At 65.2% G+C, this 15,607-nt stretch carries 14 protein-coding genes and 1 pseudogene; 4 read left to right on the top strand and 11 right to left on the bottom strand.

What is annotated here, in order from left to right:
• Positions 1-50 precede the first annotated feature (50 nt).
• Positions 51-554: an IS110 family transposase gene (locus ASD30_RS10465; RefSeq protein WP_056681150.1), complete on the bottom strand. Its 504-nt coding sequence runs from the start codon at positions 552-554 to the stop codon at positions 51-53.
• A 256-nt stretch (positions 555-810) separates the two neighbouring features.
• On the opposite strand from ASD30_RS10465, the gene ASD30_RS10460 reads away from it, so the two are divergent.
• The 3 genes and pseudogenes from ASD30_RS10460 to ASD30_RS26570 form a co-directional block, all read left to right on the top strand.
• The gene (locus ASD30_RS10460) at positions 811-1,686 is read left to right on the top strand and encodes an IS1634 family transposase (protein ID WP_056681147.1); all 876 of its coding nucleotides are present in this window, start codon (positions 811-813) and stop codon (positions 1,684-1,686) included.
• A complete protein-coding gene (locus tag ASD30_RS10455) occupies positions 1,602-2,048 on the top strand; it encodes an IS1634 family transposase (protein WP_056681142.1) in 447 nt (148 codons plus the stop codon). The genes ASD30_RS10460 and ASD30_RS10455 overlap by 85 nt, the downstream gene beginning before the upstream one ends.
• A gap of 234 nt (positions 2,049-2,282) precedes the next feature.
• Positions 2,283-2,427 (top strand): annotated as a pseudogene (locus tag ASD30_RS26570) (transposase); the annotation flags it as partial.
• 8 nt (positions 2,428-2,435) lie between these two features.
• Here the strand turns inward: ASD30_RS26570 and ASD30_RS10450 are convergent.
• The 10 genes from ASD30_RS10450 to ASD30_RS10405 form a co-directional block, all read right to left on the bottom strand.
• Entirely contained in the window at positions 2,436-3,236 is an 801-nt protein-coding gene (locus tag ASD30_RS10450) for a TIGR03084 family metal-binding protein (RefSeq protein WP_056681158.1), read from the bottom strand.
• Between the two features lie 41 nt (positions 3,237-3,277).
• Positions 3,278-4,054, bottom strand: coding sequence for an enoyl-CoA hydratase/isomerase family protein (locus ASD30_RS10445; RefSeq protein WP_200951137.1), 777 nt, complete (start codon positions 4,052-4,054; stop codon positions 3,278-3,280).
• A gap of 9 nt (positions 4,055-4,063) precedes the next feature.
• Complete coding sequence (locus ASD30_RS10440; protein ID WP_056681139.1) at positions 4,064-5,218, bottom strand: acyl-CoA dehydrogenase family protein; 1,155 nt, start codon at positions 5,216-5,218, stop codon at positions 4,064-4,066.
• 62 nt (positions 5,219-5,280) lie between these two features.
• The gene (locus tag ASD30_RS10435; RefSeq protein ID WP_056681137.1) at positions 5,281-7,263 is read right to left on the bottom strand and encodes an ATP-binding protein; all 1,983 of its coding nucleotides are present in this window, start codon (positions 7,261-7,263) and stop codon (positions 5,281-5,283) included.
• A 19-nt stretch (positions 7,264-7,282) separates the two neighbouring features.
• Positions 7,283-8,872: an acyl-CoA carboxylase subunit beta gene (locus tag ASD30_RS10430; protein WP_439117347.1), complete on the bottom strand. Its 1,590-nt coding sequence runs from the start codon at positions 8,870-8,872 to the stop codon at positions 7,283-7,285.
• 18 nt (positions 8,873-8,890) lie between these two features.
• Positions 8,891-9,592, bottom strand: a complete 702-nt coding sequence (locus ASD30_RS10425) for a TetR/AcrR family transcriptional regulator (RefSeq protein WP_056681131.1) — start codon at positions 9,590-9,592, stop codon at positions 8,891-8,893.
• Complete coding sequence (locus ASD30_RS10420; RefSeq protein WP_056681128.1) at positions 9,585-9,890, bottom strand: AtuA-related protein; 306 nt, start codon at positions 9,888-9,890, stop codon at positions 9,585-9,587. Before ASD30_RS10420 ends, ASD30_RS10425 begins: the two co-directional genes overlap by 8 nt.
• Positions 9,887-11,251 carry an acyclic terpene utilization AtuA family protein gene (locus tag ASD30_RS10415; protein ID WP_056681126.1) on the bottom strand — a complete coding sequence of 455 codons (1,365 nt, stop codon included), beginning with the start codon at positions 11,249-11,251 and terminating at the stop codon, positions 9,887-9,889. Before ASD30_RS10415 ends, ASD30_RS10420 begins: the two co-directional genes overlap by 4 nt.
• A complete protein-coding gene (locus ASD30_RS10410) occupies positions 11,248-12,309 on the bottom strand; it encodes a phosphate acyltransferase (protein ID WP_082563747.1) in 1,062 nt (353 codons plus the stop codon). The genes ASD30_RS10415 and ASD30_RS10410 overlap by 4 nt, the downstream gene beginning before the upstream one ends.
• Positions 12,293-13,966 carry an AMP-binding protein gene (locus ASD30_RS10405; protein WP_056681119.1) on the bottom strand — a complete coding sequence of 558 codons (1,674 nt, stop codon included), beginning with the start codon at positions 13,964-13,966 and terminating at the stop codon, positions 12,293-12,295. Before ASD30_RS10405 ends, ASD30_RS10410 begins: the two co-directional genes overlap by 17 nt.
• A gap of 596 nt (positions 13,967-14,562) precedes the next feature.
• On the opposite strand from ASD30_RS10405, the gene ASD30_RS10400 reads away from it, so the two are divergent.
• Positions 14,563-15,501 carry an SDR family NAD(P)-dependent oxidoreductase gene (locus tag ASD30_RS10400; RefSeq protein WP_200951136.1) on the top strand — a complete coding sequence of 313 codons (939 nt, stop codon included), beginning with the start codon at positions 14,563-14,565 and terminating at the stop codon, positions 15,499-15,501.
• The last annotated feature ends 106 nt before the right edge of the window (positions 15,502-15,607 follow it).

Raw genomic sequence — 15,607 nt, 5'->3', positions numbered from 1 at the left:
CCAGGAAGAGCCTCGGATGGAAGACCCCAGCAGAGGCCCTCGACGAGCACCTACGATTGCTCCACCAAGCTGGTGTTGCTACCACCGGTTGAACCCAGTAAGGACCCCTTATGGACCCGATTGGCCGAGGCGGCGCGCTCGTTGATCAACGCCTTGCGATACCGCGTCAGGTCCCGCAGCTCCCGGATCGGCTTGGGCGGCACGAAGCTGGCCGACAGCAGGCCGTGTGCCAACAATTGGGCCAGCCACACCGCATCGATGGTGTCGGTCTTGCGGCCAGGCACGTGTTTGACGTGGACCAGCATCACCACGAAGTCGTCCTCCAGCAGGTAGTACACCGGCTTCCAGTACACCCCGGTGGACTCCATCACCACGTGAGTCACACCCAGACCGGCCATCCAGTCGCGCAGTTCCATCAGGTCCGGCGTGGTTGTCCCGTACGTCTCGATCAGTTCAGCAGGCCGCCCGGTCACCCGGTCGGGAACCCGGACGCACACCACCACCTCGGCCTGGCCCACGTCGATGCCCGCGCACCGATCAACGAGCTCTTCCATCTCTCCTCCTCTCCATTGGAGGACCACCGCTTGATCGAAAGCCGATCAAGCGATTCTGCTCGTCGTGCTCAAGGGCGACAGTCCGGGGTGCCGACACGGCTTTACGTCAGACTTACACTCGGGCTCTCTGGCACCAAAGAGGACCGACGTCACCACGAGCGGTGGCCCCGACCCCATTTTCATCCGCCGGGATGGCGGAGTAAACCGCCGCGAGTGACTTACACAGACCATCTGACATACATGCCCTATTGCCGCGATGGAGTTCCTGCTCGAGGCCCTCGACGAGATCGCCGCCGAAATCTTCGGTTCGGTCGCACACCTGCTCAACCTCGACCTCGACATCCTTTTCGTGGACACGACCTCTACCTATTGGGAGCTCGACATCGCCGACGAGCTGGTCGACCTGGCCGAGGTCGTCGATGACGACGGCAGCCGCCCGGTCGAGCAGGCCAAGCGGGAGTTCGGGCACTCCAAGGACCACCGCACCGACCTGCCCCAGGTGGTGATCGCGATGGCGGTGACCCGCGACGGGGTCCCGGTGCGGTGCTGGACCTTTTCCGGCGACACAGGCGACACCTCGATCATCCGCACCGTCAAGCACGACCTGGCCGGCTGGAACATGCGCCGGATGGTGTGGGTCGCGGACCGCGGCTTCGCCTCCGCGGCCAACCGGGCCTACCTGACCCGTGGTGGTGGGCACTACATCCACGCCGAGAAGCTGCGTCACACCAACGGCGAGGCCGCTGCAGCACTGGCCCGACCGGGCCGCTACCGCACCGTCGCGGGGAACCTGCGGGTCAAGGAGGTCGCGGTCGCCCCCGGCGGCAACGGTGATGGCGACGACGGCGCGAGGGCGCAGCGGTTCGTGGTCTGCCACAACCCCGAACAGGCCGACCGGGACGCCGCGGTCCGCACCCAGCTCGTCGCCCACCTGCAGGAACTCGTCACCGGGTCCGATGCCTGGACCGCACGGCGTCGCGACGAGTTCGTCGGATCGCTGAAGACCAAGCCCGGCTGCGCAGGTATCTGCGCCGCACCGGCGGCGGGTTGCTCCGGGTCGACGCGGCCGCGGTCAAGCGCGAGTCGCACCTGGACGGCAAGTGGCTGCTCCGCACCTCCGATGCCACCTTGACCCCCGAGGACCTCGCCGCGGCCTACAAACAGCTGCTGCAGGTCGAACGTGGCTGGCGCGACATGAAGGGCGCCCTCGGGCTCCGTCCGGTGTTCCACTACCGCGAGGACCGGATCCGTGCCCACATCCAACTGTGCTGGCTTGGACTCTTGCTGCTTCGGGTGGTCGAGAACGCCACCGACGACACCTGGCGCAACGTCCGCAACGAACTCGACCGGATGCACCTGGTCACCCTGGCCACCGCCGACGACCACGTCGCACAACGCTCCGCCACCACCAACGGCCAGAAGGCCATCCTGACCGCGCTCGAGCTCCCCGAGCCGCCGCGGTTCTTCGACTTCACCGTGCCCGAGACCAGCTGACCCACGCCCGTCACGCGGCTCTGTAGTAACACGACCCCAACCCGCCGCTTCGGCGTTTCCGCAGGCCACACCCCATATTCGGCCGGTCGTGTGCTCATCTTCGGAAGTCCGGACTGAGATGAGAACCGCTGCTTACACCGTTTCTCGGACAGACCCACGGATGGAACTGATGCGTCACCCGCACCCGGGCGACAGCGCCCGGATCATCGCCAGGGCGTGCAGTCGACGGTGAGATCGAACGGACGCATCGAATCAGTCAACACCAAAGATCCGGCTACTCACCCGCGTCGCGTTCGGGTTCAAGTCCCCGGACGCCCTCATCGCCCTCGCCATGCTCAACCTCGGCGGCCACCGCCCCGTCCTCCCCGGCCGGAAATGACCCACGGATCAGTCAGGAGAGCCAGAAAATTGGCCCGCGCGCCGGCCGGAGCCGGGCGGGCCGGCGAAAGCTTGTGCTATCGCTATCCACTCCGCCGCCACTGGGCCCCGCGTGATCACGTCGGTGTCCTGCGGGTGACGCCGCTGCGTAACGACGAGACAGAAATCGAGTGCTGACCCGATGACGCGGTTCGCCGCTCCCTCTTCACCCCATACCCATAACTCTCCAGTAGGGCCGGTAACCTCCACCCGGACAGGGGCCGCAGGGATCGGTCGCCCGTGCGCCCGAAAACTGTTCGGCAGCGCCCGAACTCCGATATCCGTGATATGTCTGAGCCTATCGGTCGCGACCGTCTCCGCGCCTAGCGCGTCGCGCACGTCCTGCCCATGTGCCCATGTCTCCATTAGCCGAGCAGTGACGAAGGAGAGCACGCTCATGGGCGGCCCGAACCAAGGAACCCGAGTCTGCCGATCGACTGCACGCAGTGAGTGCACCATCTGCACCCGCGCCTGAACGAAGCCGCCGAGCAGCTCAGGTACACCGATCGTCCGCCCGGGGATGTTCGCACGGTCTACGAAAGCGATCGGATCCGGCTGTGCCTCCGCGAGCAACTGGGTGAACGCGGCCCGGTCGGTGAGTGCGAGATACGCAGCGTTGTCTGAGAACGTCAGGTGGCTCACCTGATCTCGAACCGTCCACCCTTCCGCGGGCGTCGCCTTCTCCCAGGCGACGACCGGCAGAGGCAGCAGCATGCTCATCAAGCAGCCCGTTTCGGCGGCGACATCACGCAGCAGCAGGTCGAGCTGCATGCCTTTGTCGTCGATACCACCGATGCTCGGACGGCTCGAGCTCATCGGCCCTGCCATTGCGGTGGGCGCTTCTCGCGGAACGCCCGTGGACCTTCCTGTGCATCAGCGCTCAGATAGACAGGCTCCCAGATCCGGTCCGCCTCATCGAGTGCGTCATGCCAACCACGATCTGCTGATGCGTACACCATCGCCTTCGATGCAGCGACGGACAGCGGGGCATTGGCGGCGATCCGCTCAGCCAACTCCTGAGCCGCTTCGCGCAGCTGTGCGGCAGGGACCACTTCGTTGACCAGCCCGACCTCCCGCGCTCTCACAGCGTCGATGGGATCGCCCGTCATAAGAAGCTGCATGGCCACGCGGGGTGGGATCAGCCACGGCAAGGGAGCCGCCCACGGCGACCCGCGGCCAACTTTCACTTCCGTCACGGCGAAGCGGGCGTTTTCGGCGGCGACTACCAGGTCGCACATCTGGGCCATGAGGAAGCCACCTGCGTAGGCCACACCATTAACGGCCGCGATGGTGGGTTTGTCGACAGCAACGGTGCGGCCGAAGTATGGAATGAAGTCCGGCGGAGGCGGCCCCAGCCTCTGCTCGGCCATCTCCTTGAGGTCCCCTCCGGCGCAGAAGGCCGCGTCACCTGCTCCGGTGAGGATCATGACCTTCGCTTCACCGTCGGAGTTGAAACGGTCGACGGCCTCGAACAAGCCGGCGCGGATCGCGGAGTTGATGGCGTTTCGTGCGTCTGGGCGGTTCAGCGTCACCCAGGCGGCTCCGTTGACGACTTCGTAGGTGACAGCGTCATCGTGCAGGTTGCTCATCGTGAACCCCTAATAGGAACTGGGCAGGCCGAGACTGTGCCTGGCGACATAGTTGAGGATCATTTCTCGGCTGATCGGCGCGGTCCGCATGAGTCTCATCGAGCCCCACAAGGTGGCCAACCCGTACTCTGTCGACAACCCGTTCCCGCCGTGGGTCTGGATGGCCTGGTCCAACGCTGCCATGCCCGCTTCGGCAGCCGCGAACTTCGCCATGTTGGCGGCCTCTCCGGCCAGGGGGTCTCCCTCGTCGTGCAGCCAGGCGGCCCGCTGCGTCATCAGGCGAGCAAGATCGGCGTTGATCTTCGCAAGCGCCAAGGGGTGCGCGACGCCCTGGTGTGTGCCGATCGGAACGCCCCACACCTGGCGTCCTCGGGCGTACTCCGCCGCCTTGGCCAGGGCATATCGAGCGATGCCGTTGCCCATAGCTGCCCCCATGATCCGCTCAGGGTTCAGGCCGTGGAAGACCTGGCGTAGCCCGTCGCCCTCTTCCCCGATCAGGCTCTCAGCAGGAAGGCGGACATCGTCGAAGAAGAGGGTGAACTGCTTGTCCGGTGCCGTCATCTCCACTGGAATGAGCGTCTTGGTGAGGCCGGCGGCATCGGTGGGTACCACCAGGAGGCTCAGCTTCCCGCGGCCCCTGTCGTCCGTGCCCGTTCGGGCGACGACGAGGATGGCGTCAGCCTCGTCCACACCGGAGATGTAGTACTTGGTGCCGGACAGCACGTAATCGGTACCGTCGCGACGGGCCACTGTCGAGATGTTGTGCGAGTTCGAGCCTGCGTCCGGTTCGGTGATGGCGAACGACATGATGGACTCGCCGGTGGCCAGACGTCGGAGCCATCGCTCTTTCTGCTCCTCCGTGCCGAAAGTCTGAATCACCGAGCCGCAGATCGCAGGAGACACCACCATCATGAGGAGTGGGCAGCCGGCAGCCGTCAGCTCCTCGGCCACGATCTGCAGCTCGTAAACGCCGGCGCCCCCGCCGCCGTACTCCTCTGCCAGATTCACCCCCAAGAAGCCGTGCTGTCCCGCAGCCTTCCAGAGCTCCGTACTCTTGGCTCCGGACTTCGAGGTTTCGACGAAGTATTCGTGACCGAACGACCGTCCAAGCTTCGCCACGGCCTCTCGGAGAGCGCTGTGCTCATCGGTTTCACGCAAGTCCATCTGGTGCTCCTTGTTGACGTCGGTTAGTGGGTGCAGGAAGCGCTCATCTGCGGCGAGGCCGCCTAGTTCTCGTTCTCCTCGATCACCACGAGCACCTCGCCGTCATGCACTGCTGACCCCTGCTCAACCGTGACTTCGCGGACGACGCCCTGATGCGGACTCGTCATGGTGTGCTCCATCTTCATGGCCTCAAGGACCAACAGCGGTTCTCCAGCAGCGACGTCGTCGCCGACAGCAACGAGCACCCTCGCGACGGTGCCCGGCATCGGCGCCATGAGGGAGCCGCCGGGGGCGGCTGACGCCGTGGAGGTGAAGCGCGGTGTCCGGGTGAAGGAGGTGTGGCCGAGGCGGCCATCCACATGGACGGTCGGTGAGTCCCCATGACCGGAGATCTCGACGTGGAAGGTTTCGCGGAGACCGTCAACCTCGAGAACGACTCGTTGGGGCGTGAGCACACCGACGGCCAGCTCAGGTAGGCCGTCATCGTTGACGTGTGCGCGAACAGTTCCATGGTCCAGCACGTAGGCGACCCGGTACTGTGCTTCTCCGGCCTCGAAGCTGATGGTCTGCGGCTGCGAGCGGTTGTTCCGCCACCCGGCGGGGACGGTGCGCTGTACCGACGCCCCCGCCCGTTTGCGCTCGACCAGAGCCAGGGTCGCCACGACCGCATGCAGGCGCTGCGCGTCCGGTCCGGCCAGTGGTCGGCCCAGGTCGACGGCGGGGTGCCGGGTCAAGAATCCAGTGTCAGTGTGACCGGCCACGAACTCGGGATGCCGCAGGATGCGGACCAGGAGATCCCGGTTCGTGACCAAGCCATGGATGCGGGCGTTGGCGAGTGCCGCGCTGAGCTTGCGTATCGCCTCCTGCCGGTCCGGCGCCCAGGCAATGACCTTGGCCACCATGGGGTCGTAGTACTGACTGACCGACGATCCGACTTCCACGCCACTATCGATCCGAACCCCCGGAACCTGCCCGAGGTCGAAGGTGTCGAGCGTTCCGGTCTGTGGCAAGAATTGCTGCAGCGGGTCCTCGGCGTAGAGTCTTGCCTCGACCGCATGGCCGGTGATGACAGCGTTCGACACCTCGGCGGGAAGCGGTTCGTGTTGGGCGACCATGAGCTGCAGGCGGACCAGGTCGAGCCCGGTGACCAGCTCGGTGACCGGATGTTCGACCTGAAGCCGCGTGTTCATCTCGAGGAAGTAGTACTTACCTTGACCGTCCATCACGAATTCCACGGTCCCGGCACCGACATAACCAACGGCCTTGGCCGCCGCCACAGCGTCTCTGCCCAGACGCTCGCGCAGGTCTTCATCCACCGCGGGCGACGGGCATTCCTCGATGATCTTCTGATATCTACGCTGGATCGAGCACTCGCGCTCGAACAAGTGCGCAACGCCGCCATACGTGTCGGCCAGCACCTGCACCTCCACGTGGCGAGGAGAGACCACGAGTCGTTCCAGGAACACGGTCGCGTCGCTGAAGGCAGCAGCGGCCTCCCGCTTGGCGGCGGCGACGGCTTCGAGTAGGTCGCCGGGAGCCAGCACCGTGCGCATGCCACGCCCCCCACCACCCGAGGACGCCTTGACCAATAGGGGGTAGCCGAGGTCTTCAGCCGCCTGACGGACCGTGTTCGTGTCCAGATCGGTCACGTCTGTCCATGGCAACGTAGGGACGCCGACACTGGCCATGATTGCCTTGGCGGCGAGTTTGGACCCCATCGCCTCGATCGCCTCCGGCGGCGGACCTACGAACGTGAGCCCGTTCTCGGCGCAGAGACGGGCGAAGCCGGCGTTCTCGGACAGGAACCCGTAACCAGGATGAACGGCGTCCGCGTTCACCCTGAGGGCGGCATCCACCAGGAGATCCGGACGCAGGTAGGTCTCCGCCGGGCTCACCCCTGGCAGCCGTACGGCTACGTCCGCCTCGGCCACGTGGCGCGCGTCCATGTCGGCGTCGGAGTAGACGGCGGCCGTGCTGATGCCCATGTCGCGACAGGTACGGAAGATCCGTCGTGCGATTTCACCGCGGTTCGCGACCAGGACCATGCTTATCGAAGACAAAGGTTCACATCCTGAATACGCCGTAGCCGCGCTGGCCACGGACTTCGTTGTTGTGGATCACGGACAGGCAGATGCCGAGGACAGTCCGCGTATCGCGCGGGTCGATAACGCCGTCGTCGTACACCCTCGAGCTGTTCGCCAGCGCAGTCTGCTCGCGCTCGATCTGCGACTGAACGGTCTCGCGCATGACGACGTCGGCAGCCTCATCGAACGGGAGACCCCTGTCGACCGCTGATTCCCTCGCGACGATGGACATCACGCCGGCGAGTTGTTGAGGTCCCATGACGGCGGTCCTGGAGTTGACCCAGGAGAAGAGGAAACGCGGTCCGAACGCTCGGCCAGCCATGCCGTAGTTCCCCGCTCCGTAGGAGACTCCTATGTTGACGGTGAGATGCGGGACTCGACTATTGGTCACCGCGTTGATCATCTTTGCCCCGTCCTTGATGATCCCGGCTTGCTCGTAGGTCTTGCCGACCATGTATCCCGTCGTGTTTTGGAGGAACAGCAGTGGGGTGTCGATCTGGTTGGCGAGTTGAATGAACTGAGTCGCCTTCTCGGCCTCCTCGTTGAGAAGCACGCCTCTCGCGTTGGCCAGCACACCCAACGGGTATCCGTGGATGGACGCCCATCCCGTGACAAGCGAGGTGCCATAGAGCGGCTTGAATTCATCGAACCTGGAGCCGTCGACGGTCCGGGCGAGGACATCGCGTGGGTCGAACGGCACCTTGGGGTCCGAGGAGGGGATGCCGAGGAGCTGTTCGACCGGGTAGAGGGGCTCGTCGGGCGGCTCGCTAGGACTCGAGCCCAATCTGCGCCAGTTCAGACGGCGCACGATCTCGCGACCGATGCGGATCGCGTCGAGTTCATCCTCGGCCAGATAGTCGGCGAGTCCGGAGGTCCGGGCATGCATCTCCGCGCCCCCGAGCGACTCGTCGTCCGACTCCTCGCCGGTGGCCATCTTCACCAGGGGCGGTCCCCCGAGGAACACCTTGGATCTCCCGCGGACCATCACCACGTAGTCGGACATGCCCGGCATGTAGGCACCGCCAGCTGTCGCGTTGCCGAAAACGAGCGCGATCGTGGGTAGCCCGGCGGCGGAGTGATCAGTCAGGTCCCGGAACATCCGCCCGCCCGGAATGGCCACCTCGGCCTGCGTCGGCAGGTCGGCTCCGCCCGACTCCACGAGCGTGACGACCGGCAGCCGGTTCTCCTTCGCGATCTCCATGGCACGGAAGACCTTCTTGAAGCTATGGGGGTTCAGGGTCCCTCCGCGCACGGTGGGGTCGTGGGCGATGAGCATGACCTCGACGTCCTCGATGACGCCGATGCCCGTGACCACGCTGGCGCCCACCGTGAACTCGGTGCCCCACGCCGCAAAGGGCATCAGCTCCAGGAACGGCGAGTCCTCATCCAACAGCCATTCGATGCGTTCGCGCGCGAGCATCTTTCCGCGAGCGCGTAGGCGCGCGACGGACTTCTCGCCTCCGCCAAGGAGTGTCGCCGAGCGAACCTCTGCGACCTCGTCGAGGCTCAACCGCATCTGGTCCAAGTTTTGCTGAAACTCGATGGAGGAGGTGTCTACTCGATCGGGCAGTACCTGCACGGTTCTCCCTTACTTCTCAGTACGTGTTCTGTCGAATAAGTCTGTTGATTCGATGCTCGACGAGCGGCCAGCGGCAAGGACCCCAGTGAGAAGGATCCCCATGACGTCGTCCACCACGCGCTCCAAAGGGAACTCACCGCTGGGCTGGTACCACTGTCGAACCGAGTTGAGGCCTGCGAAAATGAACTTGACCACGGGACGCACAGGGACGTCCCGGAAATCTCCCGAGGCGATGCCCGACCTCAAGATGGAGGCGAGAACGTCCTCATACCGTCGTCGAGCCGCCGCCAGGTTCGCGGGCGCCGTCTTGGACATGAGCACGTCGCTATTGTCGGCGAGAGCCTGGCCCTCTACGGTCGTGCAGACACGACTGACGTGTGTGTGCATGAACTCCCGCAGCCGTTCGGCAGGTTCGCCTTCGCTCACCTCGGCTGGTTGGGAGTCGACCGCAGCGATCAAGAGCTCGGCAAGCAGGTCGCTCTTGGACGATACGTAGTAGTACAGGCTGGCCTTCGACAACCCAACCTTGTCGCCGATCCTCTGCAGGCTCGCGTCGTGATAGCCGCGGATCGCGAACTCCTCGGCCGCCGCCTCGAGAATCTCCATACGCCGCCGGGTCTGACGCAGTTCCCTGCGCCTCTTGGCCGGCGGTTCTCCGACGGCCGCGTACTCCGGGGCCTCCGACGCGTGTGCATCGGCCTGCTCAGACATCGATCTCCATGAACAGGAGCGCCTCGCCCATGGCTTTGCCCTGAGCGTCCACCCGAAGCGAGGTCGTTCCTCCACCGCCCAATGCGGAGGTCAGGATGAAATTGAGCGCCCCCAAGTTCGGCAGCTCGTACCGCTTCACCTCGCCGAGGCAGACTCCAGCGAAGTGATGGGCAACCCGTTCCGCCGTTACCTCTTTGACGAGCAAGGGGTAGTCCGAGCGGTCACGTGCAATGAGTCCTATGTTGACGGAGTCGCCTTTGTCCCCGGACCGTGCGTGCGCCACATCGATGAGTCTCATACGCCATCTCTCACAATCACTTGAGGGTCCACCACACTCTTGGGGACCAGGGTCGGCCAGTAGGCCATCACACGGCTCGGCCTCATCCGTCCCCCGGCCAGCAGACCGGTGAAGCCGGGCGGGCCCATCACCAGGGGGGCGATCTCGGCTGCGAACCTGCTCACGGTGTCTGGGTCGTCTGCCCAGATCGAGACCCGCAGGACGACCTCGGACTGGTCCGAGCCCGCTGGCGGAACTACCCGGCCGTGAACGGAGTTGTATCCGACGAGATCGGTGCGGATCGCTCGGAGGGGCAAGCCAAGGTCTTTCAGTCGCGTCCGCAGGACAGAGTCCGCCAGTTCAGCCTTGGCGATCGCGTCAGGCCACGCATACGTGATCATCGCGGCGCCCTGGAACCCGTCCGAGTAGGCCATCGACACCTTCAACGAGTCCGTCGGGGGCCGGCCCCGCGCTCCTGTGACTTCGACTCGGTCCGGGCCGACCTCCTGCACCTGAAGGGCGGTGAAGTCGGCCGTCACCTCGGGCGACAGGTACGTTGCTGGGTCACCGAGCTCGTACAGCAATTGCTCGGTCACGGTAGCGGTGGTCACCGCGCCCCCGGTCCCCGGGTGCTTGGTGACGACGAAGGTGCCGTCGGCGCTCACCTCGACGATGGGGTACCCGACATGCGCGAGATCGTCCATCGTGCGCCATCCACCCTGGAAATTGCCGCCGCTGGCCTGGGCGCCACACTCGATCGTGTGCCCGGCCACCGTGCCCGCCGCAAGCAGGTCCCAGTCATCCCACTGCCAGCCGAACTCATGCACGAGAGGACCCAGAACCAATCCGGGATCCGTGCATCGTCCGGTGATCACGACGTTCGCTCCATCGGCCAGAGCGCGTGCGATCGGTTCAGCGCCTAGATATGCGTTGGCACTGGCGATGCGGTCTCTGACCTCGTCAAAGGACGTACCGGTGTCCAGGTTCTGCAACGGCACGCCTTCACTCTCCAGGTCGTCCAGCTGCGCCATGATGTCATCGCCGGTGACGACGCCGACCCGCAGCCCGCTGATCCCTTTGCTCGCTGCGACATCGAGCAGAGCCTGGGCACAACCCTGGGGGTTGACTCCTCCGGCATTGGCAACCACCTTGATGTCTCGTTCTATGCACTCCTGCATGATCTCCGACATGAGATCGACGAAATCCCGCGCGTACCCGGCATCGGGGTCTCGCTCGTACTGCTTGCGCAGGACAGACATGGTGATCTCGGCCAAGTAGTCCAAGGTCAGGTAGTCGATGTCACCACCGCGTACCTGGGCTACTGGCGCAGCGGGACTGTCACCCCAGAAGGCCTGTCCGTTCGCAATCCTTACCGTGTTCAACTCCGAACTCCTTCTCGTCCACTGTTCTCCGGCTCAGGGTTCTGCAGGGTGTCGTACAGCAGCATTCGAAGGGTGGTCACGATGTCGTCGACGCTGCACCCCCGCGATACGTCCGCAAATGGCCTCGCGAGGCCTTGTAGGAAGGCCCGTGCCCGTGCGCCCCCCAGTTGCTCCGCCACTTTGTAGGCAATGTTGGCCGAATCGAGGCTGGGGAAGACAAGAACATTGGCCGCGCCCGCCAGTGCGCCGGTCGCGTGCTTGCGCTCCGCCACAGCCATGGAGACGGCTGAGTCGAACTGCAGTTCTCCGTCGACGGCCTCCTCGGGAAACCTCCGTCTGAAGAGAGTGACGGCGTCGCGGATGCGCTGGACGTGGGGGGAACCGGAACTGCCCCGCGTGGAGAAGGACAGAAAACCGATACGCGGCTCGGTCCTCATCAAGGCTCGCCAGGATCGGGCCGTGGCCGCCGCGATGTCGGCGAGCTGATCGACGGTGGGCATGGGGGTCACCACAGCATCCGCGAAGGCGAGCGTGCCTCCAGATCCGACGTCCGGTCGCTGAGTGTCGAGAAAGATCGCTCCACTGACGGTGGATCGTTCCGGCGCCAGCCCGATGCACGAGAGACCGGCACGGAGCATGTCCGCACTGGTGGTACGCGTTCCTCCGATGGCTGCGTCCATCCATCCGCACCGGACCAGCGTCGCACCCCAGGCGGCGGGGTTCGACAGCGTCGCGCTGCGAAGGTCGGTCGCCGGGCCCACCTGACGCTCGAAGTCGCGCACCAACTGTTCGCGAACGGCGGGGTCGCTGACATCGAGCGTGTCGATTGCACCCACGTCGATGCCCTGGTCCCGGGAAGCACGCTGGATCTCCGACCACTTCCCGAGGAGCACCGGTCGACAGAGGCCGGTTTGCGTCGCGAGGGCCGCTGCTCGCAGCATCCGTGGCTCGTCACCTTCGATGAAGGCCACTCGCGACGACGACGAGACGTTCTCGATGTCTCTCCACGCGCCGGTACTCGAACCCGCGCTCGGAGCGAGTTCAGGCCGTGGGACCATAGCCTTTAAGGTCCATGGACTTCGTGTAGGCGTCCTGCAAGACGAACTTCTTCACCTTACCGGCCGGCGTCAGCGGGTACTCGGTGACGAACTCGACGTATCGAGGAACCTTGAAGCTGGCAAGTTTTCCCCGACAGTAGTCGATGAGCTCGGCCTCCGTCGCCTCGTGATCTGCCTTCAACTGGACGACCGCGAGCCCGACCTCGCCGTACTTCTCGTCCGGGACGCCGACGAGATAAGCGTCCTGAACGGCCGGGTGGGTGCGGATGAATGCCTCGACCTCCGCGGGGGCGACGTTCTCGCCCCCCACGATGTACAAGTCCTTGAGGCGTCCGGTGACGTAGTAGAACCCATCCTCGTCGCACCTGACCATGTCGCCTGTGTGCAGCCAGCCGTCCTCGTCGAGAACCTGAGCGGTCTGTTCGGGCATCTTGTAGTAGCCCTGCATGACGTTGGGGCCCCGGGTGAGCAGCTCGCCGTCGACACCCGGGCCCACCTCTTCTCCAGTGTCCGGGCCGATGATCTTCGCCTCGCAACCTTTCGGGCGGCCCACAGATCCCACTCGCTGTTCGAAGGGGTCTTCCTTGCGCGAAATCGTGATCAGTGGGGAGCTCTCGGTCATGCCCAGACCGATGATGATCGTCATCCCGAAGGTCTTCTCGACAGACCTGCTGACCTCGACCGGGCACGGCGCGCCCGCCATGAACGCCATCTTCATGGTGCTGTAGTCGTACTCCTGGAGGCTGGGATCGTGCAACAGGGCGATGTAGATGGTCGGGACCCCACCAGTGTGCGTGCACTTCTCCTCGGCCAGGATGCGGAGGGCCAGTGCGGGGACGAACCTGTCCATGGAGATGAGGGTCGACCCCCGTTGAAGTGCACTCAGCAGGCCCAGGACACAACCACCATTGTGGAAGAACGGGATGGGAATGAGGTACCTGCTGTCATCGTCGAGCTCCAGAGACTCACTGAAGTGCAAGGAGTTCGTCAGGAGGTTCGCGTGTGACAAGAGGCACCCCTTCGGGTCTCCTGTGGTGCCGGAGGTGTACATGATCATGAGCGCGTCGTCGGGCTTGACGTCCGCCGTGATCCTGAACAGGTCCTCGTCGGTCATCCCTTGCCCGCCATCTACCAGGGCTTGGAGACTCAGGGCTCCCGGCAGGCCCGGTTCCTGCCCGACACAGACCACGTCGCGCAGCATGGGGAACCGGTCGAACCGGTGTGCACCGCTGCTTTCCAACTCAGGGGCAAGGTTCCTCAGAGCCTGCTCGTAGTCGAGATTCAGGAACCGGGGGGTGTACACCAGGACCGCCGCGTCCGACTGGAGCAGCAGGTATTCGAACTCGGCCTCCCGGTAGAAGGAGTTCGCCGGGACGAGAACGGCGCCGAGCATCGCGGTCGCATGCTGGAACAGGACCCACTCGGGTCCGTTCGGAAGCCACAGGGCGACGTGATCTCCGTGGCGGACACCTCGCGCGTTCAACCCCTTGGCGACGGCCAATGCCTGTTGGTAGAGCTCCTCGTAGGTCAGCCGCGTCACGCGCGTGCCGTTGTCCTGATAGCAGACGAGTGCTTCCCGTTCGGGATTGTGAACCCGCGCAGCCGCCAGCCGGTCCGCCAGCGTTTCGCCGCCTGGCTCGTAGGTCGCAATGGGCAAGGCACTTTCCTTCCGTAGTGGAGCTTTCGACGTCGGTCCCCTCAGCAACACCGATCCGACCGAGAGCGAGGACTGCAGCTCTTTCGAACGCTGGTCGATGAACCTACCGTCGGTCAGATCGAGCGGTCAACCCCCGGGGCGGGATGTGGCCACGGGCGAGTGGCAGGGGTGAGTGGCAGGGGTGAGTGGCAGGGGTGAGTGGCAGGGGTGAGTGGCAGGATCGTCCCGGAAATTCGGATCGTGGCTGGCGCACCCGTTACGTCGACGTCGCACTTGCGAATGGCGAGAACCTCCCCGATCCGGGCGGAGGTGCCCAACATGACCCCGATAATTTGCTCCAGCTGCCCGTCTGGCGGCGGACCGGCGAAGCCCGGGGCCGCGTCGCCAACCACGGACGGCGGCGCGGATGGCGTCGACCTGTCCTAAGGACTCATTCTGAGTGGATGTGGAGCGCGGTAGAGCGCCGACGGGCTCGACCTTGGCCGCCGCCGGGTGGCTACCCCGCATGTCGAAGGACCACGGGAGGCACCTCGCGCGCTCCAGGCATCTCATCTTTGGAAGCCGTCGCCGCCTGATTCTCCTCGAGGAGTAACGGGATGGTGACGATCGCCAGTGAAACCGCGGTACTCACCACCAATCCGGCGTTCTGGAGCATCGACCGCACCCCGTTGGCCATGTCCCGCGGGCAGCGTAGGTCGGGGGCCATACTTGGGAGCGTGGCAAAACCAGACGATGCGAAGCGGGCAGAAAGTCGGAAGGACAACGGCACGGCGAGCTTGGCAGACGTCACCGGTGTGCGAGTGCTGCTCACCGGCGGGACCAGTGGGCTCGGCCGCGCGATGGTGCAGGCCCTCGTCGCGGGCGGCGCCTCGGTGGTGTTCACCGGCCGCGACGGCAGCCGGGGACGGGAAGTCGCCGAGGAGGTTCGCCGGGTAGGACTAGGCACTGCCACCGCGATCGCAATGGACGTGCGTGATGAGGAGTCCGTCGCCGAGGGCGTCGCGTCGGCACGAGAGACGCTCGGCGCCATCGATGTGCTCGTCAACAACGCCGGCATCGGGATGCGGACCGTCAACCCGCGCTTCCTCACCGACCCGCGGCGGTTCTACGAGGTGACGCCGGCTGGGTTTCGTGACCTGATGGCGACCAACGTCACCGGCTACTTCCTCGTCGCCCGATCGGTCGTCCCCGAGATGGTCGCCGCCGGCCGCGGCGCGGTGGTCAACGTGAGCATCAACGAGCAGACGATGCGTCGTCGCGGGTTTGCGCCGTACGGCCCTTCCCGCGCCGCCACGGATGCGCTCTCACACGTGATGGCCGAGGACTTGGCCGGGAGCGGCGTGGACGTGAACCTGCTGTTGCCCGGTGGTGCGACCGCGACGGGGATGATCCCCGAGGGGTTCCCCGAGCCGATGCGGCAGCAACTTCTCGACCCCGCTGTCATGGGACCTTCGATCCGCTGGCTGTGCTCGCCCGCCTCCGACGGCCACACCGACCTTCGCGTCGTCGCCTTGGACTTCGCCGCGCCCGCGTAGCCTACAGTCAAGGGCGGCACGACCCATGCCCTCGGCCTCCGATGCTGAAGCCGGGGACAGACCCCACAAGCGGGATCGTTACTTCGGCGGCGGGACCAACGAGATC

Source organism: Nocardioides sp. Root140 (assembly GCF_001426745.1).
GTDB lineage: Bacteria > Actinomycetota > Actinomycetes > Propionibacteriales > Nocardioidaceae > Nocardioides.
Note: the sequence above shows the minus strand (reverse complement) of the source record. Positions and strands in the feature narration are given on the sequence as shown.

Coding starts and splice junctions, on each gene's coding strand:
- ASD30_RS10465 (WP_056681150.1), bottom strand. CDS start 554: ATGGAAGAGCTCGTTGATCGGTGCGCGGGCATCGACGTGGGCCAGGCC.
- ASD30_RS10460 (WP_056681147.1), top strand. CDS start 811: ATGGAGTTCCTGCTCGAGGCCCTCGACGAGATCGCCGCCGAAATCTTC.
- ASD30_RS10450 (WP_056681158.1), bottom strand. CDS start 3,236: ATGCAGCTCGACCTGCTGCTGCGTGATGTCGCCGCCGAAACGGGCTGC.
- ASD30_RS10445 (WP_200951137.1), bottom strand. CDS start 4,054: ATGAGCAACCTGCACGATGACGCTGTCACCTACGAAGTCGTCAACGGA.
- ASD30_RS10440 (WP_056681139.1), bottom strand. CDS start 5,218: ATGGACTTGCGTGAAACCGATGAGCACAGCGCTCTCCGAGAGGCCGTG.
- ASD30_RS10435 (WP_056681137.1), bottom strand. CDS start 7,263: ATGGTCCTGGTCGCGAACCGCGGTGAAATCGCACGACGGATCTTCCGT.
- ASD30_RS10425 (WP_056681131.1), bottom strand. CDS start 9,592: ATGTCTGAGCAGGCCGATGCACACGCGTCGGAGGCCCCGGAGTACGCG.
- ASD30_RS10420 (WP_056681128.1), bottom strand. CDS start 9,890: ATGAGACTCATCGATGTGGCGCACGCACGGTCCGGGGACAAAGGCGAC.
- ASD30_RS10410 (WP_082563747.1), bottom strand. CDS start 12,309: ATGGTCCCACGGCCTGAACTCGCTCCGAGCGCGGGTTCGAGTACCGGC.
- ASD30_RS10400 (WP_200951136.1), top strand. CDS start 14,563: ATGGTGACGATCGCCAGTGAAACCGCGGTACTCACCACCAATCCGGCG.